21 protein-coding genes, 2 pseudogenes and 1 riboswitch are annotated in these 24,745 nt (G+C 70.5%); of the genes and pseudogenes, 14 read left to right on the forward strand and 9 right to left on the reverse strand.

The genetic code is table 11. The features are described 5' to 3' along the window. Window positions 1-175: 175 nt before the first annotated feature. The 3 genes from rarD to ACZ7M3_RS09520 all read left to right on the forward strand — a co-directional run bounded on the left by rarD (window position 176) and on the right by ACZ7M3_RS09520 (window position 2,752). On the forward strand, window positions 176-1,138 hold the full coding sequence (gene rarD, locus ACZ7M3_RS09510) for an EamA family transporter RarD (RefSeq protein ID WP_472062204.1): 963 nt from the start codon (window positions 176-178) through the stop codon (window positions 1,136-1,138). 67 nt (window positions 1,139-1,205) lie between these two features. Next, the gene (locus ACZ7M3_RS09515; protein ID WP_382114701.1) at window positions 1,206-1,664 is read left to right on the forward strand and encodes a VOC family protein; all 459 of its coding nucleotides are present in this window, start codon (window positions 1,206-1,208) and stop codon (window positions 1,662-1,664) included. A 143-nt stretch (window positions 1,665-1,807) separates the two neighbouring features. After that, window positions 1,808-2,752, forward strand: coding sequence for a M28 family metallopeptidase (locus ACZ7M3_RS09520; RefSeq protein WP_472061964.1), 945 nt, complete (start codon window positions 1,808-1,810; stop codon window positions 2,750-2,752). A 72-nt stretch (window positions 2,753-2,824) separates the two neighbouring features. On the opposite strand, the gene ACZ7M3_RS09525 is transcribed toward ACZ7M3_RS09520, so the two are convergent. After that, entirely contained in the window at window positions 2,825-3,976 is a 1,152-nt protein-coding gene (locus ACZ7M3_RS09525) for a tetratricopeptide repeat protein (protein WP_472061965.1), read from the reverse strand. Window positions 3,977-4,158: 182 nt separating this feature from the next. Between ACZ7M3_RS09525 and ACZ7M3_RS09530 the strand changes: the two genes are divergently transcribed. Beyond that, the gene (locus ACZ7M3_RS09530) at window positions 4,159-4,695 is read left to right on the forward strand and encodes a DUF6668 family protein (protein ID WP_472062206.1); all 537 of its coding nucleotides are present in this window, start codon (window positions 4,159-4,161) and stop codon (window positions 4,693-4,695) included. 197 nt (window positions 4,696-4,892) lie between these two features. Next, window positions 4,893-5,498 carry a flavodoxin family protein gene (locus tag ACZ7M3_RS09535; protein ID WP_355620691.1) on the forward strand — a complete coding sequence of 202 codons (606 nt, stop codon included), beginning with the start codon at window positions 4,893-4,895 and terminating at the stop codon, window positions 5,496-5,498. Here the strand turns inward: ACZ7M3_RS09535 and ACZ7M3_RS09540 are convergent. The 5 genes from ACZ7M3_RS09540 to ACZ7M3_RS09560 form a co-directional block, all read right to left on the reverse strand. Beyond that, window positions 5,488-6,396: an ABC transporter permease gene (locus ACZ7M3_RS09540; RefSeq protein ID WP_351302369.1), complete on the reverse strand. Its 909-nt coding sequence runs from the start codon at window positions 6,394-6,396 to the stop codon at window positions 5,488-5,490. The genes ACZ7M3_RS09535 and ACZ7M3_RS09540 overlap by 11 nt on opposite strands. Continuing rightward, complete coding sequence (locus tag ACZ7M3_RS09545; RefSeq protein ID WP_472061968.1) at window positions 6,383-7,378, reverse strand: ABC transporter ATP-binding protein; 996 nt, start codon at window positions 7,376-7,378, stop codon at window positions 6,383-6,385. The genes ACZ7M3_RS09540 and ACZ7M3_RS09545 overlap by 14 nt, the downstream gene beginning before the upstream one ends. Window positions 7,379-7,481: 103 nt before the next feature. Beyond that, complete coding sequence (locus ACZ7M3_RS09550) at window positions 7,482-8,714, reverse strand: LolA family protein (RefSeq protein ID WP_472061970.1); 1,233 nt, start codon at window positions 8,712-8,714, stop codon at window positions 7,482-7,484. Window positions 8,715-8,959: 245 nt separating this feature from the next. Then, a complete protein-coding gene (locus ACZ7M3_RS09555) occupies window positions 8,960-9,991 on the reverse strand; it encodes a CHRD domain-containing protein (RefSeq protein ID WP_472061972.1) in 1,032 nt (343 codons plus the stop codon). A 203-nt stretch (window positions 9,992-10,194) separates the two neighbouring features. Next, window positions 10,195-11,205 carry a polyprenyl synthetase family protein gene (locus ACZ7M3_RS09560; RefSeq protein WP_060894821.1) on the reverse strand — a complete coding sequence of 337 codons (1,011 nt, stop codon included), beginning with the start codon at window positions 11,203-11,205 and terminating at the stop codon, window positions 10,195-10,197. A gap of 285 nt (window positions 11,206-11,490) precedes the next feature. Here ACZ7M3_RS09560 and ACZ7M3_RS09565 point away from each other — a divergent pair. The 3 genes and pseudogenes from ACZ7M3_RS09565 to ACZ7M3_RS09575 form a co-directional block, all read left to right on the forward strand. After that, window positions 11,491-13,320: pseudogene (locus tag ACZ7M3_RS09565) on the forward strand (CocE/NonD family hydrolase); the annotation flags it as partial. Next, the gene (locus tag ACZ7M3_RS09570) at window positions 13,302-13,544 is read left to right on the forward strand and encodes a hypothetical protein (protein ID WP_472062225.1); all 243 of its coding nucleotides are present in this window, start codon (window positions 13,302-13,304) and stop codon (window positions 13,542-13,544) included. The pseudogene ACZ7M3_RS09565 and the gene ACZ7M3_RS09570, both read left to right, overlap by 19 nt. Window positions 13,545-13,859: 315 nt before the next feature. After that, window positions 13,860-13,979: riboswitch (cyclic di-AMP (ydaO/yuaA leader) on the forward strand. Between the two features lie 2 nt (window positions 13,980-13,981). Beyond that, a complete protein-coding gene (locus ACZ7M3_RS09575; protein WP_388531626.1) occupies window positions 13,982-14,680 on the forward strand; it encodes a LysM peptidoglycan-binding domain-containing protein in 699 nt (232 codons plus the stop codon). Window positions 14,681-14,829: 149 nt separating this feature from the next. Here ACZ7M3_RS09575 and ACZ7M3_RS09580 read toward each other — a convergent pair. The 3 genes and pseudogenes from ACZ7M3_RS09580 to ACZ7M3_RS09590 form a co-directional block, all read right to left on the reverse strand. Next, window positions 14,830-15,630 (reverse strand): annotated as a pseudogene (locus ACZ7M3_RS09580) (HAD family hydrolase); the annotation flags it as partial. Window positions 15,631-15,934: 304 nt separating this feature from the next. Then, entirely contained in the window at window positions 15,935-17,137 is a 1,203-nt protein-coding gene (locus ACZ7M3_RS09585; RefSeq protein ID WP_472061975.1) for an FAD-dependent oxidoreductase, read from the reverse strand. Between the two features lie 27 nt (window positions 17,138-17,164). After that, window positions 17,165-18,415 carry a carboxylate--amine ligase gene (locus ACZ7M3_RS09590; RefSeq protein WP_472062208.1) on the reverse strand — a complete coding sequence of 417 codons (1,251 nt, stop codon included), beginning with the start codon at window positions 18,413-18,415 and terminating at the stop codon, window positions 17,165-17,167. Window positions 18,416-18,780: 365 nt separating this feature from the next. Between ACZ7M3_RS09590 and fahA the strand changes: the two genes are divergently transcribed. The 6 genes from fahA (at window position 18,781) to ACZ7M3_RS09620 (ending at window position 24,745) form a co-directional block, all read left to right on the forward strand. Further along, the gene (gene fahA / locus ACZ7M3_RS09595; protein WP_472061977.1) at window positions 18,781-20,004 is read left to right on the forward strand and encodes a fumarylacetoacetase; all 1,224 of its coding nucleotides are present in this window, start codon (window positions 18,781-18,783) and stop codon (window positions 20,002-20,004) included. A 573-nt stretch (window positions 20,005-20,577) separates the two neighbouring features. Then, a complete protein-coding gene (locus ACZ7M3_RS09600; protein ID WP_472061979.1) occupies window positions 20,578-21,357 on the forward strand; it encodes a GntR family transcriptional regulator in 780 nt (259 codons plus the stop codon). Between the two features lie 151 nt (window positions 21,358-21,508). Continuing rightward, the gene (locus ACZ7M3_RS09605; protein ID WP_010986276.1) at window positions 21,509-21,736 is read left to right on the forward strand and encodes a 4Fe-4S dicluster domain-containing protein; all 228 of its coding nucleotides are present in this window, start codon (window positions 21,509-21,511) and stop codon (window positions 21,734-21,736) included. A gap of 15 nt (window positions 21,737-21,751) precedes the next feature. Next, window positions 21,752-23,101 carry an ABC transporter substrate-binding protein gene (locus tag ACZ7M3_RS09610; RefSeq protein ID WP_472061981.1) on the forward strand — a complete coding sequence of 450 codons (1,350 nt, stop codon included), beginning with the start codon at window positions 21,752-21,754 and terminating at the stop codon, window positions 23,099-23,101. Further along, window positions 23,098-23,955: an ABC transporter permease gene (locus ACZ7M3_RS09615; RefSeq protein ID WP_472061983.1), complete on the forward strand. Its 858-nt coding sequence runs from the start codon at window positions 23,098-23,100 to the stop codon at window positions 23,953-23,955. The genes ACZ7M3_RS09610 and ACZ7M3_RS09615 overlap by 4 nt, the downstream gene beginning before the upstream one ends. Continuing rightward, window positions 23,939-24,745 (forward strand): ABC transporter ATP-binding protein, encoded by an 807-nt coding sequence (locus tag ACZ7M3_RS09620; RefSeq protein WP_472061985.1) that lies wholly within the window; start codon window positions 23,939-23,941, stop codon window positions 24,743-24,745. The genes ACZ7M3_RS09615 and ACZ7M3_RS09620 overlap by 17 nt, the downstream gene beginning before the upstream one ends.

Consider the following 24,745-nt stretch of genomic DNA (forward strand, 5'->3'; position numbering starts at 1 on the left):
CGGGGGTGCTCGGCGCTACCTTCTTGGAGGCTGCGCGGGAGCAGCTGTGCGAGAGGGAGGGCCGGTGGCCGTGCAGCAGGCGAAGAATTCGATGGGTGCGACCGGTTCCGCGGGTTCCAGTGGCCCCGCCAGCTCCGCGGGTTCCAGTGGCCCCGTCGGCTCGACGGATCCCCGGATGTCCAAGGCCGAGCAGCGCGTCGGGCTGTTGAACGGCTTCGCCGCGTACGGCATGTGGGGGCTCGTTCCCCTCTTCTGGCCGCTGCTGAAGCCGGCCGGAGCCCTCGAGATCCTCGCCCACCGGATGGTGTGGTCCCTCGCCGTGGTCGGCGTCGCCCTGCTGGTGATGCGGCGCTGGGCCTGGCTCGGCGCCCTGCTGCGACAGCCGCGCAAACTGGCGCTGATCAGCGTCGCGGCGGCCGTGATCACGGTCAACTGGGGCGTCTACATCTGGGCCGTGAACAGCGAGCACGTCGTCGAGGCGTCTCTCGGCTACTTCATCAACCCGCTCGTCACCATCGCCATGGGCGTCCTGTTGCTGAAGGAACGGCTGCGCCCCCTGCAGTGGACGGCGGTCGGTGTCGGCTTCTCCGCGGTGCTCGTCCTCACCATCGGGTACGGCCGGCCGCCGTGGATCTCGCTCACCCTCGCCTTCTCCTTCGCCACGTACGGGCTGGTGAAGAAGAAGGTCAACCTCGGCGGGATCGAGTCGCTCGCCGCCGAGACGGCGATCCAGTTCCTGCCCGCGCTCGCCTATCTGGTGTGGCTGGGTTCGAGCGGGGGCGCGACCTTCGGCACGGAAGGCGCGGGGCACGCGACGCTGCTCGCGGCGACGGGCGTGGTGACCGCACTTCCGCTGGTGTGCTTCGGCGCGGCCGCGATACGGGTGCCGTTGTCCACGCTGGGGCTGTTGCAGTACCTCGCCCCGGTGTTCCAGTTCCTGCTCGGCATCCTCTACTTCCACGAGGCCATGCCGCCGGAGCGGTGGGCCGGGTTCGCGCTGGTCTGGCTCGCGCTGTCGCTGCTCACCTTCGACGCGCTGCGGACCGCGCGGCGGGCGGCCAGGGCGCTCAGGGCCGGGGCGGTCGCGGGTGCCGTCGCCGGCGTACGGGGTGCCACCACCGTGGACGCCAAGTCGTAGAGGTTGTTCGGCGGCACGTGCGCAAGCCCGTTGCACCCCTTGTCACGCAACCACTATGAGTGGCTGTATGACGCCTACGCCCGTGCACTGGAAGCTGGTCATCGACGCCACCGACCCGCATGCCCAAGCCGACTTCTGGGCCGCGGCCCTCGGTTACGAGGTCGAGGACAACAGCGCGCTCGTCGAACGACTGCTGGGCCTCGGCGCCCTGCCTGCCGAGGCCGCCGTCGACTTCCACGGCCGCCCGGCCTTCCGGGACCTGATCGCCGTACGGCATCCCGACGACCCGTACGACAAGGAGCGCGGCATCGGGCTCGGACGGCGCCTGCTCTTCCAGCGCGTCCCCGAGCCGAAGACCGTCAAGAACCGGCTCCATCTCGATCTGCACCCGGGCGAGGGCCGACGCGCGGACGAGGTCGCCCGGTTGGAGGGGCTGGGCGCGGAGGTGCTGCGGCACGTGAAGGAACCGGCCGGCGAGTGGGTGGTGATGGCCGACCCGGAGGGGAACGAGTTCTGCGTGCAGTGAGCGTGCGTGCGTGAGCGTCGCCCACCCCGACGGCCCGGGTTCGCTATGCGAACCAGCCTGACCGGATTGCGCTCTTGACGGAACGTCAGCCTCAGAAACACCATCAGGCACCTCATTCCCACAAGGAATCCGGAGCCCCCCACATGAAGCTCTCCGTTCCCGGGCGTGCCGCCGGCGCCGTCGTCGCGGCCGTCACGCTCCTCACCACCGGCGCGATAACCGGCGCGGCGCCGGCCCCCACCGCCGCGGCAGCCGCACCCGACATCCCCGTGGCCAACGTCAAGGCCCATCTCGCACAACTGCAGTCCATCGCCACCGCCAACGGCGGCAACCGCGCACACGGCCGCACCGGCTACAAAGCCTCCATCGACTATGTGAAGGCGAAGCTGGACACGGCCGGATTCACCACGACCCTCCAGCAGTTCACGTCCTCCGGCCGCACCGGGTACAACCTGATCGCCGACTGGCCCGGCGGCGACGCCAACCAGGTCGTCATGGCGGGCTCCCACCTCGACAGCGTGACCGCGGGACCCGGCATCAACGACAACGGATCCGGGTCCGCCGCGATCCTGGAGACCGCGCTCGCCGTCTCCCGGGCCCAGTACCAGCCCACCAAGCACCTGCGGTTCGCCTGGTGGGGCGCGGAGGAGCTGGGGATGGTCGGCTCGAAGTACTACGTGAACAGCCTGTCCTCCGCGAACCGGGCGAAGATCAGCGACTATCTGAACTTCGACATGATCGGCTCACCGAACCCCGGCTACTTCGTCTACGACGACGACCCCACGATCGAGAAGACCTTCAAGGACTACTTCGCGGGTGTCGGCATCGCCACGGAGCCGGAGACCGAGGGTGACGGCCGCTCGGACCACTCGCCCTTCAAGAACGTGGGCATCCCGGTCGGCGGTCTCTTCAGCGGCGCCGACTACATCAAGACGGCCGCCCAGGCCGCCAAGTGGGGCGGCACCTCCGGCCAGGCCTTCGACCGCTGCTACCACGCCTCCTGCGACACGGCGTCCAACATCGACGACACGGCGCTGAACCGGAACGCGGACGCGCTGGCGTACGCCGTGTGGACGCTGTCCTCCTAGGGCTCTCCTGAGCTCCTAGGGCCCACTGGGGCTCCTAGGGGCTCACTGGGGCTCCTCGTCCTCCCAGCCCTCCTAGGGGGTGTACGGGTTGTCCGCCAGGGAGCGGGCCCGGGCCCGGTCCGCGAGGCGGGTCATGCGGGTACGGGCCGACTCGAGCTGTTCGAGGTCGTCGGCGGCGGGGCCGCCGTCGGCCACGAGCTCGGTCCACAGCGTGATCAGGTCCTGCCCCAGGTTCAGCCCCTGCACGGGGTCGCGCACGGCGCGCCAGGCCGCGGCGGCGCTCTGTACGTTGCCGTACGCGGCCTCGGGGTCCTGGTGCCGCCTGCGGACGCGGGCAAGGTCGAGGGACAGGTGGAACGCCCGGAGCGGGTCACCGGCCAAATAGGCGATGTACGAGGTCAGCTCGCGCAGCCGCAGCACCTCCGGGTGCTCGGGGCCCAGCGACCGCGACGCGTCCGCGCCGACCCGCTCCGCCATCCCCGTGGCCTCTTCGATCCGGCCCATCTTCACGGCCTCGTTGATCCGCGCCACGGGCTCCACGAGGAACGCCGCGCCCTCCGTCTCCTGAACCGGTGCCAGCACGGACTCGGCGACGGCGTCGAAGCCGCGCGCGGGAGTGGGCTTCGGTTCCGGCTCCGGCTCGGGGTCCATGACCGACATGGCCTCCATCGCGAGGGCCGGACGCTCAGGAGTCAGCCCCACGGGCGGCGGGCCGAACTCGCCCGTCGGAGCCACCGCGACGCCGGGGACAACATCCCGCGTCGGCTCCGGCAGCGCCCGCAGCACATGCGTCGCCGCGGCCCCGGGCAGGGGCTGCGGCTCCGACACCCGCGGCGCGGCGGGTGGGGCCGCAGGCATCGCGGGAGGGGCCGCAGGCACCCCGGACACCTCGGCCGGCGGCCCCACCCGTACCGGCTCGCCCGTGTACCGGCTCGACCCGTCCCCGTACACCTCCAGCGGTACGACGAAGCCGATCCGTTCGTCGTGGATGGTGGCGAGGACGGAGTGACCGGCGGCGAGGGCGAGTCGGTGGAGGTGGTTCAGGACGGTGGCCTGGACGGTCTCGCCGGGCACGACGCCGACCGGCACACCGCCGACCGTGACGCCGCCCCCGCCTTCCCCCGCGGGCGCGGTGACCCACACCTCCAACGGGCCGGCACCGAGGCCGACCGCCGAGCGCTGCCGCTTGGATTCCCGCTTCTGTTCGCGGCTGAGTCGAGACATCGCTTCCCTCACTCGGGTCGTACTTCCATGCGTCGACCTTGCCTCAAGATCCCGTCAGGTACATACAGTCAAGTCTCTCGGCTCACCACCGCTGCATGCGTCACTACGGCGTCACAGCCTCGTAAGAGTGGCCGACAACGCCGACAACGACCGAGGAGAGTGGTCAGGTGACGCAGGGGAGCATGCGGCAGGGGGCGGAGGGGCCCGAGATCTGGCTCCGCGGGCCGGTCGCCGACACGGTGGAACCCATCCTGTGGCCCGAACCCGGCGGGGGCGAACTCGGCCACGTCGCCGTCGGCCCACGGCGGTTCGCCTGGGTCGCGACGCACGGCGGGGCCGGCACCACCACGCTCGCCGCGGTCTTCGGCGGCCATGACGCCGGGCGGAACTGGCCCCGGCCCGACCAGGGAGAACCGGGGTCGGTGCTCCTCGTCGGGCGTACGCACGCGGCGGGACTGGACGCCGTCTCGCACACCCTGGACACCTTCCGCCGGGGCGAGGCGCCTCCGGGGCTCGACCTCGACGCCGTGGTGCTGGTGGCGGACGCGCCCGGACGGCTGCCCCGCCCTCTCGCCCAGCGCGTCAAGGAGATCGATTCGATGATCGACGTGTATCAGGTGCCGTGGATCCCGGCGTGGCGCATCGGTGACCTCACCTCGGCGCCGCCCCGCGAGACGGCCGCGCTGGCCCGCCTGACGGGCGCCGCGCGCCTGCCCTGAACCCCGGCGGAATCCCGACAGAACCCCGACGAACTCCGACAGACCCCGACAAACCCCGGAAGCCGGTTGTCGGTACCCGGCATCCGCCATCCCTGTCTCTCGACATGGACGTCACATGCGTATGCATATATTGTGTACGCATGCAGTTGCGGGTCGTGGCGTTCCGCGACCCGTCGCACGCGCACCCTGGGGGACCCATGAGCCGTCACTTCCTGTTCCTGCTCGGCAGCAGCCGCCCCGACGGCAACACCGAGCTGCTGGCCCGCCGGGCCGCCGAACAGTTGCCCGCGGATGTCGAGCAGCGCTGGCTGAGCCTCGCCGAGCACCCGCTGCCCGACTTCGTGGACCTGCGGCGCGACAGCGACCACGTACACCCGGCCGCGGGGAGCAGTCCGGCGCTGCTGCTCGACGCCACCCTGGCGGCGACCGACATCGTGATCGTCTCGCCGCTGTACTGGTACTCGGTGTCCGGCCTCACCAAGCGCTACCTGGACTACTGGTCGGGCTGGCTGCGCACGCCCGGCGTCGACTTCAAGGCCAGGATGGCGGGGCGCACCCTCTGGGGCGTCACCGCGCTGGCGCACGAGGAGGAAGAGGTCGCCGACCCGCTGATCGGCACGCTCAACCACTCGGCCGCGTACCTGGGCATGCGTTTCGGCGGGGTCCTGCTCGGCAACGGCAGCAAGCCCGGTGACGTACTGAAGGACACGGCCGCGCTGGCGCACGCGAAGACGTTCTTCGCAGGGGAGGCACCGCGCGCCCGCTACCCCTACGAGACGCAGGGCCTGGCGGCTACGCGGTGATGTCCTTGGCCGTGAACCGCGCCCACGCCGCCGAGCCGAACACCGCCGCGTACAGGCCCTGGAGTCCGAGATTGCGGACGAGGTCGTCCCAGTACACCGGGTCGCGCATGAGGTCGGCGAAGGACAGCCAGTAGTGGGAGAAGAAGTACGGCTGGAGGGCGTGGAGCTGGGGGATCTGGTCGAGGATCTGGATGGTGATGAGAAGGCCGACCGTCGTCGCCATCGCCGCGATCCCGCTGTTGGTCAGCGTCGAGACGAACAGGCCGAGGGCCGCGACGCCTATCAGTGACGCGGCGACGACCAGCGCGATGAGGAACGCCCGCCCGAGCCCCTCGGTGAAGCTGATCCGGGTCCCGGAGATCGTCGTCAGCTCGCCCAGAGGGAAGAGCAGCGCGCCGACCGTGAGCGCCGAGAGCGCCACCACCAGGGTCGCGACCAGGCAGAACGTCATGGTGGTCGCGTACTTGGTGAGCAGCAGGCGGGTACGGCCGGCGGGCGCGACCAGCAGGTAGCGCAGCGTCCCCGCGTTCGCCTCGCCCGCGATCGCGTCGCCCGCGATGACGCCGATGGCCATCGGCAGGAAGAAGGGGAGGGTCGCGGCGAGCGCCGTGAACACCAGGAACAGGCCGTTGTTGGTGATCTGCGAGATGAACGCCGGTCCTTCGCCGCCGCCACCGCCCGCCGTCGAGCCGTCACTCGTCTCGATCTTGATCGCGATGCCGATGAGGATCGGCACGGCCGCGAGCACGGCGAGCAGCGCGATGGTCCGCCAGCGCCGGAAGGTGGTGAGGAGCTCGCTGCGGAAGAGTCCGAAGGTCCACAGGGGGCTCGGTTTCCGTATCACCGTGTCCTCGACGCGTACCGGCTCGGCCCCGGCCTCGACCTCAGCCCGCGACATCGAACCCCTCCCCCGTCAGCGCCACGAACGCGTCCTCCAGTGAGGCCCGTTCGACGCCGAAGCCACGGACGCGGACGCCCGCCGTGACCAACGCGGCGTTCAGTTCGGCGAGTTCGCGGTCCGGAGGTTCGGCACTCACGCCCGTCTCCGTCACGACGAGATCCGCGACTCCCTGTTCCTTCAGTACACGCGCCGCGTCCCCGGGGTCCGGGGTGGTCACGACCAGCCGCCCCCGCGCCCCCGCCGCGAGCTCCGCCACCGGGCCCTGGGTGATCAGCCGCCCCTGTGCCATCACGGCGGCGTGCGTGCACACCTGCTCGATCTCGTCGAGCAGGTGTGAGGAGAGGAAGACGGTCGTGCCGTCCGAGGCCAGCTCCCTCACGAGGGAACGGATCTCTCGCATGCCCTGCGGGTCGAGGCCGTTGGTCGGCTCGTCCAGGACGAGCAGGCGGCGGGGCTGGAGCAGCGCGGCCGCGAGCCCGAGCCGCTGCTTCATGCCGAGCGAGTAGGCCTTCGCCTTCTTGCCCGCGGCCGCGGTGAGTCCGACCCGGTCGAGGGCGGCCCCGACGCGGGTACGCCGGGTGCGCGGGTCGGCGGTCGGGTCGGCGGCGTCGTACCGGAGGAGGTTGTCGCGGCCGGAGAGGAAGCCGTACAGCGCGGGGCCCTCGATGAGGGCGCCCACGTGCGGGAGCACGGCGCGGGTGGCGCGGGGCATGGGCTGCCCCAGCACACGCGCCGTGCCCGAGGTCGGCTCGATCAGGCCCATCAGCATGCGGATGGTGGTGGTCTTGCCCGAGCCGTTGGGTCCGAGGAAGCCGAAGACGCTGCCCGCCGGGACGGTCAGATCGAGGCCGTCCACGGCGAGCTGTCCGCCGCGGAAGCGCTTGGTGAGCGCGTGGGTGGCGATCACCGTGCCCTCGGCGGACGCGCCGACGGTGCCCGCCACAGGCGGGTCCGTACCCTCGACGGACCGCTCCTCCATGGGCTCCCTCGTTTCGGCTTCGTCCGAACGTCGGTTCCGTACGTCAGTTCCGTACGTCAGTTCCGTACGTCAGTTCCGTACGTCAGTTCCGTACGTACGGTACTCAGTGGGCCGCGTTGGCCGCCTTCACCAGCGCGTCCTTGGTGACCGCACCGGCGTACACCTTGCCGTCGTCCGTGATCAGCGCGTTGACCAGGCGGGTCGAGAAGACCGTTCCCGAGCCGAACTTGCCCTTGACGTGGTCACCGAGGGAGTTCAGGAACCCGGAGACGTCGCCGCCCTCGGACGACGAGCCGGAGGGCATGCCCTGGCCGCCCGTGTCGAACTCCGCGATGGTGCTCCAGCCCTTGCCGATGGTCTTCAGACCGTCGAGCCCCTTGCCGAGGTCACCGTGGCCCGGAGCGGACTCCGGGGCCTGGGATTCCTTGGATCCCTTGCCATCCTTGTCCTCGGTGACCTTCGCGCCCTTCGGCGGGGTGAAGTCGAAGGTCGAGGCGGCCGGCTTGGCGAAGGCGACCTGGGTGAACCCGGCGTCCACGACGGCCGCGCCACCACTCGTCGGGACCAGCGTGAACTTCAGCGGCACCCCGGTCTTCGCGTCCACCGCGACGGTGATCGCGCCGACCGTGGAACCGGACTGCTTCGGCTTGATGAGCAGCTTGTAGGCGTCACGGCCCGCGACCTGCGCCGTGCCGTCGACCGTCACGGAGGTCGTGTCGTCCACCGACTTCAGGGCCTCGTCGGCGAGCTCCTTGGGCGTCGTCGGGACGTCCTTCGGCGCCTTCTCCTCGCCCTTTTCGGCTGCGGGGGCCGTCGAGTGGTACACCTCGTTCGACTTGCTGTCGTACGCCCACACGTCGTTGCCGTTGTGGATGATGCTGTACTCGGCGGCGTTCTCCAGGACGGAGATCTTGGCCTTGTCCGGGCCGTCCGCCGCGACGCGCACCGTGTGCGTGCCGGAGGCCAGCTCCATGAGCTTGGACTGCGGGTCGGCGGAGGAGCCGCCGGACCCCTCGGTGGCGCCGGACAGCAAGCCGCTCTCCAGGCCGCCCAGGCTGGGCAGTCCAAGATCGGTGCTGACCTTGACCGTGCCGGACAGCTGCTGGACGTCCGACTTGGCGATCTTCTCGATGAGCTGCTCTGCGGTGATCTTCGGCAGGCTGGGGTCGCCGGAGTCGGCGAGCGCCGGGACGAGCCCGATGGTCGCGGCCGCCACCCCCACCACTGCGACCGGAACGACGTAACGAGCCGCCTTGCGCCGGCCGGCGCGGACGTCGTCGGCCTCGTCGGGCAGCCCTTCCGCCCCGGCGGTCCTGTCGGATTCGTACGGTGCCATGTGTGCCTTACCTCCGTCGTCGGCGGCGGCCTACCGTCCTCACTTCTCCACCCCTATAGCCGCCATTCTCACCCGAACCGGTGAGGAGTGGTGTTCTCAATCTGACCAAATCGGCCGACGAGAAGCGTCAGACCCCGGACGCAACTCCATGTAGTCCTGCGGTATGACATGAGGAAGCGATGGCTCCCCCGACCCGTAGGGGTTGGGGAAACCACCGCCTGAGCCTCACTGAGCCCCGGTACCCGTCAGCGCTGCACGAACACGTAGTCCGCCTGGTAGGGCACGCCCACGATCGCGCCCGGTGAGCAGGAGCCGGCCGGGGCGACGCCGCCCACGGTGTTGAGCCGCAGGATCTCCTGCGTGTCGGCCAGCAGACCGCGGTGCTTGCCGGACTGTGTGGCCCTGAGGTCCAGCTCGGCGATGTTCTTCTCGCCGTTCGGAGTCTTGGAGATCACCGCTCCGGTGACCGCGCTGCGGTCAGGCGCGGCCCACTGCGGTGTACCGGAGTTGGGCTTCACGAACGTGTGCACGATGTTGCCACCGAGCAGCGCTGCGACGTCACGCTGAGCGAAGGCGTAGCCACCGCCCTCGGCGGGCTTGCACTCGTAGATCTGCTTGCCCTTGACCACGGACGCCTGGAAGTTGCCGAGGGCGTCACGGAAGTCGAAGGAACCGGTGACCTTGTGGAGCTGGCCGCGAACGGCTCCGCCCGGGAACTCGGCGGTGTGCAGATTGGCGTAGAACGCCCCCGGGTCGTTCTTCAACCGTTCCAGCAGGGCGACGTCCTTCACCTTCACGGTGCCGACCACGTGGTGGTCCTTGATCCTGCCGAGCAGCTTGGTGAAGTCGATCTTGACGCCGCCGTTGGCGCCCTTGGCGCCCTGGTGGATGTGGAGCATGGTCGGCCTGCCGGTGTCGCGCCAGGTCACGGCGACGGACACCTTGTCCCCCTTGACCTTGATGAACTCCAGAGCCGCGCCGTCCTTGTCGCCGACGGCGGGGCCGCCCTGGACGGGCACCTCGTTGGCGCCACGGAGGCTGGTGGCGAGGATGGTGCCGCCGCTGCCGCCGACGACCCCGCTCTGCGCGACGATGGCCTGGTCGCCGTGCACCGAGTGGCTCATGCCGCCGTGGTCACTGTGGTGGCTGCCGCCTGCGGCGACCGCCGGGATGACGGCGGCGGCGACACCGGCCGCGGCCGCCACCGCGACACCGGCCATGATCAGGCCCTTGCGGCGCGTGTCCGACATGGCCTTGAACGTGACGTTCGATTCCATGATTCTTTTTTCTCCCCGTAATGCAGCTGACGCCCCCTGCGTCAGCTTCTGTGCGGGAGTACGGACCGATTCCTACTCTGGACTCAATCCAACAATGTGACGTGCGTCACAACGAGTATGACCTGCGTCGACACCCGGGGAGGGCGTACGCCAGCGGCCCGCCCCGGTAGCAGCTCGCTCCGGCAGTGGCTCGCTCCGGGCACCTATCCGGCCCGGTGCACCACCGCGTCCACCAGCTCCATGAGCGCCGCCTTCGCGTCGCACTCGGGGAGCGGGACGAGCGCGGCGCGGGCCTCCTCCGCGTACCGCACGGTGTCACGGCGGGCCTGCTCCAGCGCCGGATGCGCCCGCAGCAGGGCCAGCGCCTCCGCGTGCCGGTCGTCGTCCGTGAGGTCGGAGTCGAGCAGCTCGCACAGCGCGATGTCCTCGGCGAGACCGAGCCGCTCCGCCCGCTCGCGCAGCCGCAGCACCGGCAGCGTGGCGATGCCCTCGCGCAGGTCCGTACCGGGCGTCTTCCCGGACTCGTGCGAGTCGGAGGCGATGTCCAGCACATCGTCCGCGAGCTGGAAGGCGACGCCCAGCCGCTCCCCGTACTGCGTCAGTACGTCCACGACCGTCTCGTCGGCGCCCGACATCATCGCGCCGAACCGGCACGCCACGGCGACCAGCGAGCCGGTCTTGCCGCCGAGCACGTCGAGGTAGTGGTCGACCGGGTCGCGCCCGTCGCGCGGCCCCGCCGTCTCCAGGATCTGTCCGGTGACGAGCCGCTCGAACGCCTCGGCCTGGATACGGACGGCCTCGGGCCCGAGGTCGGCCAGGGTGTGGGACGCGCGCGCGAAGAGGAAGTCGCCGGTGAGCACGGCGACCGAGTTGCCCCAGCGGGTGTTCGCGCTGGGCACGCCGCGCCGCGCGTCGGCCTCGTCCATCACGTCGTCGTGGTACAGGGTGGCGAGATGGGTCAGTTCGACGACCACGGCCGAGGGCACGACACCCGGCGCGTAGGGGTCACCGAACTGCGCGGCGAGCATCACGAGCAGCGGACGGAACCGCTTCCCGCCGGCGCGCAGCAGGTGCTGCGCGGCCTCTGTGATGAAGGGGACCTCGCTCTTGGTGACTTCGAGCAAGCCCTCCTCCACAGCCGTCAATCCGGCCTGGACATCGGCTTCGAGAGCCTGGTCCCGCACGCTCAGCCCGAACGGCCCGACGACGGTCACGAGAGGTTCTCCTGTCTGCTGACGATCACATGGCGAACTCGGTCGATCATTCGGTCGATGACACGGTTTGTCGATGTGTCGCTGCCATCACTCAAGTCAGCGTATCCGGTCACGTTTCGATCACCACGAGCGCCCACCGTCCCCACTGCCGACTTCCTCCCGACTTCCCTCTCCCCCGCCACCTGATGTCCCCCGAGCGGCAGACAGTCCCACACCTGGGCGGTACGGGATCACGGGCGGTATGTTCTTGATCGGTCGATACGACCGGATATGACCGTGATGAGCATGCACATCCGTACGTCCTTCTCTCACGAGACGACTCACGAGGATCTGTGGATCCCGCTCCCGGACGGCACCCGCCTGCACGCGCGCGTGTGGCGCCCGCTGGCCGACGCGCCCGTCCCCGCTTCCTCGAATATCTCCCGGACCGGCTCACCGACCGGACCGCGCCACGCGACTGGCGGCGCCGCCCCTGGTACGCGGGCCACGGCTACGCGTCCGTCCGGGTGGATGCCCGCGGTCGCGGCAAGTCGGAGGGCGGGCCGACGGACCCGTACGGGGAGGACGAGCGGGCCGACGGACCCGTACGGGGAGGGCGAGCGGGCCGACGGGGTGAAGTGATCCACCGGCTGGCGGACCGGCTCTGGCGCAGCGGCGCGGTGGGCATGTTCGGCATCCCTCGGGGCGGCTTCACCTCCCTCCGGATCGCGGCCCTCGCGCCCGAACCGCTCAAGGCGATCGTCACGGTCTGTTCGACCGACGACCCCTATGACAACGACGGGCACCGCATGGCAGGTTCCGTCCTCGCCGTCGAGACGCACGCCCGGGCGGCCACGGCGCTCGCCGACGCCGCCCGTCCGCCGGATCCTGCGCACGTGGGCCAGGTGATGTGGCGCGGCATGTGGGTGAAGCGCCTGGAGACGGTGGAGCCGTTCATCCATACGTGGCTATAGGTGGCTGTACGTGGCTGTCCCACCCGACCCGGGACGCGTACCGGGCTCCACGCCGGTGTGTGCGAGGACGGGGGAGCGCGAGGACGGGGGATACGGAGGGATCCGGACCGGGGCCTGCCGCCGGGCCCGGCGATCGGCTTCCTCCAGGAGACGCCGGGGTGGTGGGACCACTGGCTCGGGCCGGCCGATACGAGCGCCGCCGAGCCCAATCCCGATCCCGATCCCGACCCGGACCCGGACCCGGACCCAGACCCAGACGCGATCGGCCATCCCGACCTCGGCGCGATCAACAATCCCGGCCCCGGCGCGACCGCCGATCCGGACCCCGACGTGAACGACGATCCGGACCCCGACGTGAGCAACCGTGACGTCATGACGCAGCCCCTCCCGCGCTCCTACGTCATGGCCGCGCGCCCCCGGCGACGACGTACCCGCCCCTCCCCGGCCGCTGGGTGTGGCGACACCGCCTGGCCCTCCCCCTCCGTGACCCCGATCGCGTACGCGCTGCGGGCGCACCGGTGCCGGTGCGCTCCCCTCAGCACACGGGGGTGGACGCGGGCCGTTTCCGCCCCGTCGGGAACGACGCGGACCTGCCGCCGAACCAGCGGGAGGAGGACGCGAGGTCGACCTGCTTCGAGTTCGAGATCCCGGGGGGCCTGGTTCCTGGGGGCGCCCCAGGGTCCGCCTCCGCCGACGTCGCTGCCGACGGTTCCTCGACGCTGGTGACCCGGGGTGCTCTGAACCTGTCAGCGCGCTACGGCCCCGACCAGGCGGTCTCCTGGAAACCGGGCTCTACGGAGGACGTGGTTTTCGACCTGACCGCCATCGGCTACGCGTTCCCGTCCGGCCACCGCATCCGGCTCTCCCTGTCCTCCGCCCACTGGCCGTGGATCTGACCCCGGCCGGGCTCGGCGGTGGGGTTCGCCCTGGACCCGGCGGGCAGTTCCCTCGAACTTCCGGTGCGAGCAAGGGAGTCGGACCCGGGACACGTACACCATCGACGTCGATCCGTCCGCACCGCCCGGAGCCGCCCTGGGACGCCCGGGTCGAGACACGCTCTGAACTCAGCTGCGACGTCCGGGAGTTCGCCACCTCGAACGAGCTGATCCGCAAGGACGGCAACGCGGTGGTCTTCCATCGGACGTGGGAGAGAAGAATCCCCGGGCCGAGGCAGTGGCGAGGGGCAACAGGGCCTATGCGGGGCAGGAGTTCGAGCCCCGCCCGGACCCGATGTGCCACGAATTTCCCGAATACCGGGCCTGCGGCCTCTACTTCAAGCCCAACGTCGGCCGGCTCCCTGACGACGACCTCGACACGGACCTGTCCGCATGGGAGGTCCGTCCGGCTCCGCCCGCGAGCTCACCGGCCTGGACACTCGAAGCGTGATGTCCGATTTGCCGCCAGTGCCGCTTTATTTCTGCTTGGTCGCGTGAATTGGGTCACTCCCATACAGGGTGGGCTCTTTATCCCCTCTTGACGACTTCCCCTTTGCATAAGGCAAGTTGAGTGTCACGTTCCGGATTAATCGGGCATTTTCTCCCTCCTATCGCCCAGGTGAAAGCGATCTACACCGGGAAATGAGGGCTTGTTCCGGACATGTGCTCTCGCATACGTTCACGTCAATCCGGACGGACCGCCCAATCCTGCCGCCGACCGGAACAACCCAGCCACCCACACACACGCACGGCAGGAGCGGGGGACCCAGGTAAGCCGCCGATCCGGACACCGGAACGGCTAGGGGTGAAGTCGCACACACCGTGCGGCCGGGCAGCTCCCGCCCGAACCCGACAGCTCACTTCGCAGGCGCCGGAGAGGAATTCGCCATGTCCGCACGAGGCAAGCACCGCAGCTTCAAGATCCACGGCATGCTCACTCGGGGCATCCTCGCCGCGGGAATGGGCGGAGTCGCACTCGCCCTTCCGCTCGTGAGCGCGACCTGCGCGCAGGCCGCCACGGCCACCACCACTGATGTCCAGCTCATCACGTACAAGGTGGTCCCGGGCGACACCCTGGCCAAGATCGCGCAGAAGTACCCCAAGAGCGGCGGCGCGGCGAAGCTGTACACCGCCAACCGCGCGGTCATAGGCCCCGACCCGACGACGCTCCGTCCGGGCCTCACCCTGACCGTGGGCACCAGAACCGTCAAAACCCCCACCAAGAAGACCCCGGCGAAGACGGCGCCCACCACGTCGAAGACGTACGCGAACAACCTCGACGGATGGATCAAGCACTCGCTGGACATCATGGCCCGCAACAAGATCCCCGGCACCTACAACGGCATCCACCGCAACGTCATGCGCGAGTCCTCCGGAAACCCCCTGGCCATCAACAACTGGGACTCCAACGCCAAGGCCGGCATCCCCTCCAAGGGCCTGCTCCAGGTCATCGACCCCACGTTCAAGGCCTACCACGTGCCGGGCACGTCGATGAACCCCTACGACCCGGTCGCGAACATCACGGCGGCCTGCAACTACGCGGCGCACAAGTACGGCTCGATCGACAACGTCAACGGGGCCTACTGACAGGACTGGTGGGGCTGGTTGGGCCGGTAGGGCTGGTACGACTGCCGGGGCTGATGCGGCTGATACGGCTGATGAGGTCGGAGAGACTCGGAGAGCCCCCGGGACCCACCGGGCTCTCCGGACTCCCGGAACCGATCCGACCGGCACGGAAACAGCCGCTCCAGCACCACCGCGATCCCGTCGTCCTCGTTCGACAGCGTCACCTCGTCGGCCACCGCCTTCAGCTCCGGATGGGCGTTGGCCATGGCGACCCCCCGGGCGGCCCAGTCGAACATGGGGATGTCGTTGGGCATGTCGCCGAAGGCGATGGTGTCGGCGGGAGTGAGGCCGAGGTGGGTGGCGGCGAGCGCCAGACCGGTTGCCTTGGTCACGCCGCATGGCTGGAGTTCGACGGTCCCGGGCCCCGACATGGTGACGGTGGCCAGCGAGCCCACCACACCCCGGGCCGCCGAGGCCAACTCGTCGTCGGACAGCGACGGATGGCGGAGCAACACCTTGCTGATCGGCTCCGTCCACAGTTCGTCGCGGTGGCGCACTCGTACCGCCGGAAGCGTCGGATGCGGCATCACGTACCCCGGCTCGATGAGCGTCAGCCCGTCCACGCCGTCCTGGTCCACCGCGGCGTAGAGCAGTCCGACTTCCGCCTCGATCTTGCCGAGCGCGGTCTCCGCGAGTTCCCTGTCCAGGGTCACCGACCACAGCAGCCGGTCTGCCGCCGCGTCGTACAGCTGCGCCCCCTGCCCACACACCGCCAGCCCCGCGCCGCCGAGTTCGTCGAGCAACGGTCGTACTCTCGGCGCCGGGCGCCCCGTCACGACCAGGTGTCGGGCGCCCGCCTCGGCCACCCTCCCCAATGCGGCCCGGGACCGGTCGGAGAGGGTGTCGTCGCCGCGGAGCAGCGTTCCGTCCAGGTCAGTGGCGATAAGTGAATATGCAGTCGGAGCGGCCATGATCCGAAGAATACGGATCGAACGACTCGTCGGCCCGGCGGGAACCGGACGACGTCCGGTATCCCGTCAGCAACTGCGTTCACCGTACGGGGCGTACTGGGCGTACAAAGTGCACTTCCGCCCCCGCTCACCGAAGCGGGCGATACGAAAAGACTCCGAGCGGAATGTCACTCCAGAGGATGACGCGGCTGCGGTGACTGTGGCCGTCTGAGCCCAACACGAGCTCCGACGCGGCGGGTTGGGCCCCGCCCATGGCGTGGCCCACCGGTCACCGACCCCTCCGGCCGTACGGACCCCGGTCACCTCATGCGTGCGCGCCCGCCAAGTGCTTGGCCAGCCGCGGCGAAGCGAACTCCGTACCGCACACGAACCGCATCACCGGCCCGTACGAAGCCGCCGCCGGCAACCCCGTGAAGTACAGCCCGGGCACCGAGGAGCAGTACCCCGCACCGAGCTTGGGAGTGCCGCGGCTCACCGCGAGTGCCGTACGCAACTCGTGTCCCAGGAAGTCCATCGCGGCGATGTCGACGCGATATCCGGTCGCCGCGATGACATGGTCGGCGGCGAGCTCCTCGGCCCGTCCGCCCAGGGTCTGCACGGAGAGGACCGGACGCCCGTCGGAGACGTCGGCGCGAACGATCCCGGAAACCTCGCTGACCTCGACCTTGCCCTCGAAGCGGTCGCGCAGCCACCACGCCCCGAGGGGGCCGAGCACCCGGCGGACCAGGTAGTGCCGGGCCTCGCCGGGCAGATACCGGTAGGGATGCGGGTAGTAGCTGAGCGCCCACAGGGACCAGGCGCGCCCGAAGGGCGACTCGGGACGCAGCTTCGGCTGCTTCCAGGGCGGTGCGCCGAAGGCGACCCTGCCCCGTCCCCGGGACACCACCCGGACCTGCGCGCCCGCCTCCGCCGCGAGCGCCGCCGTCTCCAGCGCGGACTGGCCCGCGCCGACGACGATCAGTTCCTTGCCGGAGAACCGGGTGAGGTCGTGGTGCTGGGAGCTGTGCGAGACGGGGCCGGTGGGTGTGGGTCCGTCCGCCGCCGCGCCTCCTAGTTCGGGCGGCAGATGGGCGAGTCCGTACAGTCCCGTGGCCACGACGACCGCCCGCGCCGTGAACGACTCCCCCGAGTCCAGCTTGAGTTCGAAGCCCTCGCTGCCCCGGCGGTCGACGGACACCACCCGCACCCGCTCCAGCTCGGGCACCAGCTTCTGCTGGAACCACTCCCCGTACGCGATGAACGTCTCGACCGGAATGATGTCCTCGTCCGTGACGAGTCGGCGGATCCCCGCCGCGTCGCAGTAGTCGGCGATCGTGTGGCCGGGCTGCGGGGCGTCGAGACTGGACGCGACCGGGGTCGACTTGAGGAGCATCCCCTTGGGCATGTGGTCACGCCAGCTCACCATGGGCTCGCCGAACACGCGCACCGGGATGCCACGCGCCCGCAGATGGGCGGCGGTGGACAGGCCGAACGGGCCTGCACCGATGACTGCTACCGGATGAATCACGAAGTCCCTCCCCAGGACGTACTTTCGTCACTTCGTGGTCGTACTGGTGCTGCTGCCACGGCGGTTGGTCCGCCACAGCTGATACAGATGCCTCGCGCCCGGCCGCACGAAGCGCGCGAGCATCGTGAAGAACGGCCGCAGGTCGTCACCCGCGAGCCAGGCCAGCTCCGTGCCACTCGCGCGAGTCGGCGCGTGCGGGGTCGTGTAGCCGCTGCGCCGGTAGGCGAGCAGGGCCGGCAGGTCGATGTTCTCCACGATGTACCGGTGACCGGCCCGCTGTTCCCCTTCGGGAACGGTGCGCCCGGTCAGGTCGAGATGCATGGCCCGGACGACGTCGATCCCCGACTCGTTCTCGAAGAGCCGGAACTGCGCGCCCATCCGGGGGTTGAAGTCGAGGAGTTTGTACTGCCCGTCGCGCCGGTCGAAGCGCAGGTCGAGGTCGATGACGCCGCTGAAGCCGATCTGTTTGATGAAACGTGCGGCGAGGTCCGCGAGTTCCGGATTGTCGACGACGTACGCGTTCGCCGTCATTCCCGCGTGCGGCGGCCAGGAGCGGACCTTCACGCCCGTGAACATCGCGAGCGGCGTCGAGTCCACGTCGAAGTACGCGTGCACGATCCAGTCCTCCGCCTCCTCCCTGGGCAGGTACTCCTGGAGGATCACGCCCGGCTGATCACCCCAGTCCCGGGCGAGTGACAGCAGCCCCTCCCGGGTCGCGATCCTCGTCGTCCCGTTCACCGCCGGCTGGCTGCGGCGTACGAACGCCTCCCGGTTCTTGGCGACGATCGGAAACCGAGCGCTCTCGGCGAACTCCACGATCTCCTCGTACGACTGCGGAAAGGCCGCCGCCGGACTGGGGATGCCGTGTTCCACACAGAGTTCGTGCAGGCCCTGCTTGCTGGCGAGGCGCCGGGGCAGTTTGGCGTCGACCCGGGGGAAGAGAAACCGCTCCCCCAGCTCCTCCTGGTGCTCGGCGATCAGGACGGCCGCCTCCTCGTCCGTCGGGACGAGCACCGTCGGCCTCCCGATGCGGGCCCCGATCCGCAGCAACCCCTCGACGAGACGCTCCGGCTCCTCCGTCCCCGTCGTCGGCCAGACGAAGGCACGGCGCAGATAGCGCGAGGCCGCGGCAGGCGTGTAACGGTCCTCGGTGATCGCATACATCGGTATGCCGAGGCGGCCCAGACTTCGAATGGCGCCCACACCGCCGTGGTGCAGCGGATAGTCGCCAAACTTCACGATCAGGCCCGGAACGTTCCGATCGGCGTCGACCGGCACTCCGCTGACGCTCCTGGCCACGGGTCCCCCCACGTGTCCCCCCTACGGACCGGACCCACCCCGTCCGTGTCCCCAAAGGACGCTAAGCCGGAACTACCGCGTCCGACAAGGCCTATTCGGACATTGCGAACTCTTTAGGCACTGTCGAGGCAACTCTTCAGATACTGCCACTGCGCCTCACGACAACTCGCGGCAACTCATGGCAACTCTTTGGGCACTGCCGCAGCACGTCACTCCCCCCGTAACCTGTGCCGCGACCACCCGGAACACGTGAAACACCCGCGCACGCACCGCGCGGATGACACGGCCAAGCCAGTCACACGAACCACACAGCGCGCACGACCACGAAAGCGAGGCACCACCCGATGCCCCCCTTCGATGTCCCCGAGGGCGATCCCTTCGGCCCGCACAACCTCCCCTACGGCGTCTTCTCCCGGGCCGGAGCGTCCGAGCGGAGCGTCGGCGTCCGGCTCGGCGACCACGTCCTCGACGCGGGAGCGACCGCCCGGGCACTCGGCTCGCCCTATGCCGAACTGCTCGCGCAGCCCAGCCTGAACCCGCTGCTCGCCGCCGGCCGTACGGCCTGGTCCGACGTACGCCGCGCACTCACCGCCTGGGTGACGGTCCCGGCCCACCGGGAGACCATCGCACCTCTCCTGCACCCCCTCTCCGAGGTGACCCTGCACCTCCCCTTCGAGGTCGCGGACTACGTCGACTTCTACGCCTCCGAGAACCACGCCCGGAACGTCGGACAGATCTTCCGTCCCGACGCCACCGACTCCCTCACCCCCAACTGGAAGCACCTGCCGATCGGTTACCACGGCCGCTCCGGCACGGTCGTGGTGTCGGGCACGGAGGTGGTCCGCCCCTCGGGCCAGCGCAAGGCCCCTTCCGACACCGCCCCCGTTTTCGGCCCCTCCGTCCGGCTCGACATCGAGGCGGAGGTCGGCTTCGTGGTCGGTGCACCCTCGACCAGGGGCACGCCCGTCCCGCTCTCCTCCTTCCGCGACCACGTCTTCGGCCTCTGCCTCCTCAACGACTGGTCGGCGCGCGACATCCAGGCCTGGGAGTACGTCCCGCTCGGGCCCTTCCTCGGCAAGTCCTTCGCCACCTCCGTGTCGGCCTGGATCACCCCGCTCGACGCGCTGGACGACGCACGGGTCGCGCCCCCGGCCCGCACGCACCCCCTCCTCCCCTACCTGGACGACTCCGAGGACGAGCCCGGCGGCTACGACCTCCGTATCTCCGTCGCCGTCAACGGCCACGTCGTCTCCGAACCCCCCTTCTCCACCATGTACTGGACGGCCGCCCAGCAACTGGCCCACATGACGGTCAACGGAGCCTCCCTGCGCACCGGCGACCTGTACGGCTCGGGAACGGTCAGCGGCCCCTCCGAGCACGAGCGCGGCTCCCTCCTGGAACTCACCTGGAACGGCCGCGACACCCTCGACCTCCCCGACGGCAAGCGGGCCTTCCTGGAGGACGGCGACGAGGTCACCCTGACGGCCTGGGCCCCGGGTCCCGGTGGCACGCGGGTGGGACTGGGCGAGGTGAGGGGCCGCATCACCCCGGCACCCAACCCCTCCTGACTCCGGCGGCGTCCGGGGGCAACAGCCCCGGCGGGGTCTAGGGCAACAGCCCCGGCGGGGTCTGGGGCAACAGCCCCGGCGGGGTCCAAGGGCAATAGGCCCGCGCTGTTCCGGGGGTGCGAACCCCGCCGGGGTGCAGGGGCGAAGCCCCGCGTGACGACCCGAGCTCGCCGCCCCGGCGGGGTGCAGGAACGAAGCCCCGCGACGACCCGAGGGCACACAGCCCCGGGGTGCGGAGGCAGCAGGCCCTCGATGGCTCGAGCGCGCAGCCCCGCCGGGGCGCAGGAGAGAAGCCCCGCGGTGGTCCCCCCAGGGAGGGGAGCCCAGGGGGTCGAAGGGGCGGAGCCCCTGGGATGGGACGGGTAGGGGCGGCGGGGGCGACGACCCCTACCCCCGCCGGCCCACGCCCCCCGCATCCACAAGACACCCCCGCCCCACACCGCGCCCCCACGGGTGGCAGATCTCCCCTCCTCCCGGCCAAAACCGCAGGCCAACCCCCAACCCTCACCATCGACAGGTGGCGCAACACTCCAGCAACACCACCACCCGCACCCCGTCGGTATGGTCCGTCGCATGCCCACCGAACGCGTCCGAGAGCACGCCGGCCACGGCGCGACCACCGTCGCCGCCCACCGGCGTCGGCTGCGCGCGGACCGGGCGAGGCAACTCGCGGACCTGCTCCGCCACCAGGTGCTGACCGGCGGTTTCCCGGACGGCACCCTGCCGCACGAAGCCGCCCTCGGCACCGACTACCGTGCCTCGCGCAACACCGTCCGCCAGGCCCTCGACCTGCTCCGCGCGGAAGGTCTGGTGGAACGCCTCCCCGGCGTCGGCACCGTCGTCGTCGCCCAGAAGTACCCGCACGGACTCGACCGGCTGATGGGACTCGCGGAGACCCTGCGCGAACACGGCCAGGTCACCAACGAGGTCCGCACGGTCGGCCCCGTGGCCGCGCCCACCCCCGTGGCCGACCGCCTCCGTATCGCCCCCGGCGCCGACGTCCTCTACATCGAACGCCTCCGCCGCCTCGACGGGCTCCCCCTCTCCCTCGACCTCACCTACATCCCGCTCGACCTCGGCACCGCCCTGCTCGGCGCCGACCTGGAGAACACCGATGTCTTCCGCCTCCTGGAAGCCATCGCCGGCCAGCCGCTGGGGCACGCGGAGATCACCCTGGAGGCGGTCAACTCCGACGCGCACTCGGCGGCCGTCCTGCAAGCGCCCCGCGGTGCGGCCGTCCTCATGCTGGAGCGGCTCACCCACCTCGCCGACGGCCGCCCCGTGGACCTGGAGTTCATCCGCTTCCGCGGCGACCGCATCACGATGAGCGGCCAGCTCCGCCGCGCGCTCTGACGCCTCTCTTCACCACGCCACCGTCACCTCCCTTCCTCACCGCACCACGCCCCTCACCGCACCGCACCGCGCGCACCGCGCCCCTCCACCCCTTCATCGTTTCGAAGGGTCCTTCCGGTTCATCCCACGCACGACTTTTCTGGAGACAGCCATGCCCTTGGCGCCCCAGCGGGCCGACGTGCCCGTGACCATCGACGAGTCGAAGTGCATCGACGGCTGCACGCTCTGCGTGGACATGTGCCCGCTGGACTCCCTGGCCATCGACGAGAGCAACGGCAAGGCGTACATGCACGTCGACGAGTGCTGGTACTGCGGCCCCTGTGCGGCCCGCTGCCCCACCGGGGCCGTCACGGTCAACATGCCCTACCTCCTCCGGTGAGAGGACCGAACTCGCATGAAACTCAAGGCATTCGCCGCCCTGGCCACGGCCGCCCTCGTGCTTCCTCTCACCGCCTGCGGCAGCGGCACCACGACCGGCGCCGGCTCCACGGTCACCATCACGGTCGGCTACCAGTCCAAGACCATCAACACCGTCACGGCGGGAACCCTGCTTCGTTCCCTCGGCTCCTTCGAGAGGGAGTTGAACTCCCTGAGGGACGGCACCACGTACAAGGTGAACTGGCAGGACTACGCGACCGGCGCCCCGATCACCGCCCAGATGACCGCCGGGAAGATCGACATCGGCTCGATGGGTGACTTCCCGCTGCTGATCAACGCGGCCCGCGGCAAACAGCTCGGTCGCCCCACCCGCCTCGTCTCCGTCACCGGCTACAACCTCCGAGGCGGCCTCAACACCATCGTCACGGCGCCGGACTCGAAGCTCGCCACCCTCGACGACCTGCGCGGCAAGAAGGTGTCGACCAGCATCGGTTCGGCGGCCGACGGCACCCTCGTACGAGCCCTGCAGCGCGCCGGGATCGACCCGGACAAGGGCATCCAGAAGCTCAACCAGCAACCCGCGGTGGGCGCTTCGGCCCTCACCGCGGGCAGCACCGACGCGCTCTCGCAGTTCGTCGCTTGGCCCGGCCTGCTCGCCTTCCAGGGCAAGGCGAAGGCCCTGTACGACGGCGCCGCACTCGATCTGCCGACCTTCCACGGCGTCACCGCCCGAGAGGACTTCGCGAAGAAGCGCCCGGCCGTGCTGGAGGCCTTCCTCCGGGCGCAGTCGGAGGCGACGACCTATCTGCACGACCACCCGCTGGCCGCCGCCCAGAAGGTCGCGAAGGCGACCGATCTGCCCGCCGAGGTCGTCTACCTCTACAACGGCGCTCACGGCATCGCCACCTTCGACCCGGCCCTCAAGCCCCAGCTGATCTCCGCGCTGAAGAAGGACGTCTCCGTCCTGAAGTCGGCGAAGCTCGTGGGCGACGTCGACGTGGACGCCTTCGTCGACGACCAGTACGTGAAGCGCGCACTCGGCCCGACCGCGTACGCCGATCAGCTCGCCGCGTCACCTCCACCGGCCGCGAGCGAGGTGTGGCCCAAGGGCGCCTCCTCGACCCGTACCTTCGCCTCCCCCTCCGCTCTCCTCCACTACGTGTCCTCCCACCGCGACACCGTCCGCGCCGCGTACGTCCCCGACACCACGACCGGCACCCTGTGGTTCGCCGACCGGGCGGTGTGGGTGGCCGACGGCAGCGACCTGCGCCCCTTCGTCACTGCGGCGACAGCCCAGGCGTACCTCGCCGGCCACCAGGGCGCGCACACGATCTCGTACGCCTCCGCGCTGGAGCGGGCTTCATGACCCGGTATCTCGTCAGGGCCGCGTCGCTCGCCGCGGCCCTGACCGCCTGGCAGCTGTTGACCAGCCTGAACGTCGACCTCTGGCTGCGCTTCTCGCAGTTCCCCACCGTCGCCGACGTGGCCCGTGCCTTCGGTGACCGGCTCGGCGGCCACGACTACTGGACGGACCTCGCCGACAGCCTCACCCGGATCCTCACCGGCTTCCTGCTGGCGGCCGTCCTGGGGGTGGCCACGGGCGTGCTCGTGGCCCGCTCGCGCCTCGCCGAGGACCTGCTCGGCCCGCTGGTGGAGGTTCTCAGGCCGATCCCCGCGATCGCGCTCGTCCCGGTGGCGATCCTCCTCTTCCCCAGCAACGAACAGGGCATCGTCTTCATCACCTGCGCCGCGGCCTTCTTCCCTGTCCTGGTCTCCACCCGGCACGCGGTTCGGGCCCTGGTCCCCGTGTGGGAGGAGGCGGTGCGCACCATGGGCGGCGGCCGATGGCGGATCCTCGGCTCGGTCGTCCTGCCCGGCGCCCTCCCCGGGATCTTCGGCGGTCTCTCGGTCGGCATCGGCGTCTCGTGGATCTGTGTGATCTCCGCCGAGATGATCTCCGGCCAGTACGGCGTCGGCTACCGCACCTGGCAGGACTACACCGTCGTCGACTATCCCGGTGTCTTCGTCGGCATGGTCACGATCGGTGTGCTGGGCTGGGTCACCTCCACGGCTGTCGAGCGCGTGGGGCGGTGGCTCACCCGGTGGCTGCCACGCACCGAGTACGTCGCCGCGGCTCGCGTGCGCAGGGCCCCCGCCCCGGTCTCGTCCGTCCCTGAGCCTGTCCGCGAGGAGGAGGTGCGCGATGAGCACCTCGTCTGAGACCGGGACGCCCGTCGCCGCGCGCGGTACCCGGCTGTCCCTGACCCGCGCCTCGCTCGGCCGCCCCGGCGCCCCCGTCCTCGAAGGCGTCGACCTGGACGTCACCCCCGGCGAGATCCTCACCGTCGTCGGCCCCTCCGGCTGCGGCAAGTCGACCCTCCTGCGCACCCTGGCCGGGCTGCTGCCCGCACTCGCCGGAACCGTCACCCAGGACGGTCGCCCCCTGGTGGGGCCCGGTGCCGACCGGGCGCTCGTCTTCCAGGAGGACGCCCTCCTGCCCTGGCGCACCCTGCGTGCCAACGTCGAACTCCCGCTGGCCATCAAGGGCTCGTCCCGCACCGAGCGGCGCGCGCGGGCCTCGGCGTGGCTCGCCCGCGTCGGACTCGCCGACCGCGAACGGCAGTTGCCGCACCGCGTCTCCGGCGGACAGCGCCAGCGCGTCCAGCTCGCCCGCGCCCTCGCCGGAGCACCCCGCGCCGTCCTCATGGACGAACCCTTCGGCGCCCTCGACGCCCAGACCCGCGCCGGCATGCAGGACCTCCTCGTCGAGGTACTGCACGGCACCGGAGCGACCGTCGTCTTCGTCACCCACGACGTGGACGAGGCGCTGTTCCTGGGCGACCGGGTCGCACTCCTCGGCTCCGGGCACCCGGCCGACGACGGCGGTCCCGGCAGCCCCGGCCGGCTTCTCGCCGTACGTGAAGTACCGCGCCCGCGTGATCGATCCGCACTCGACGACCCGGCGCGACTCACCCTGCGCCGCGAGGTCCTCACGTCCCTCAGCACCTGA

It is taken from the genome of Streptomyces sp. NPDC111656 (assembly GCF_055656965.1).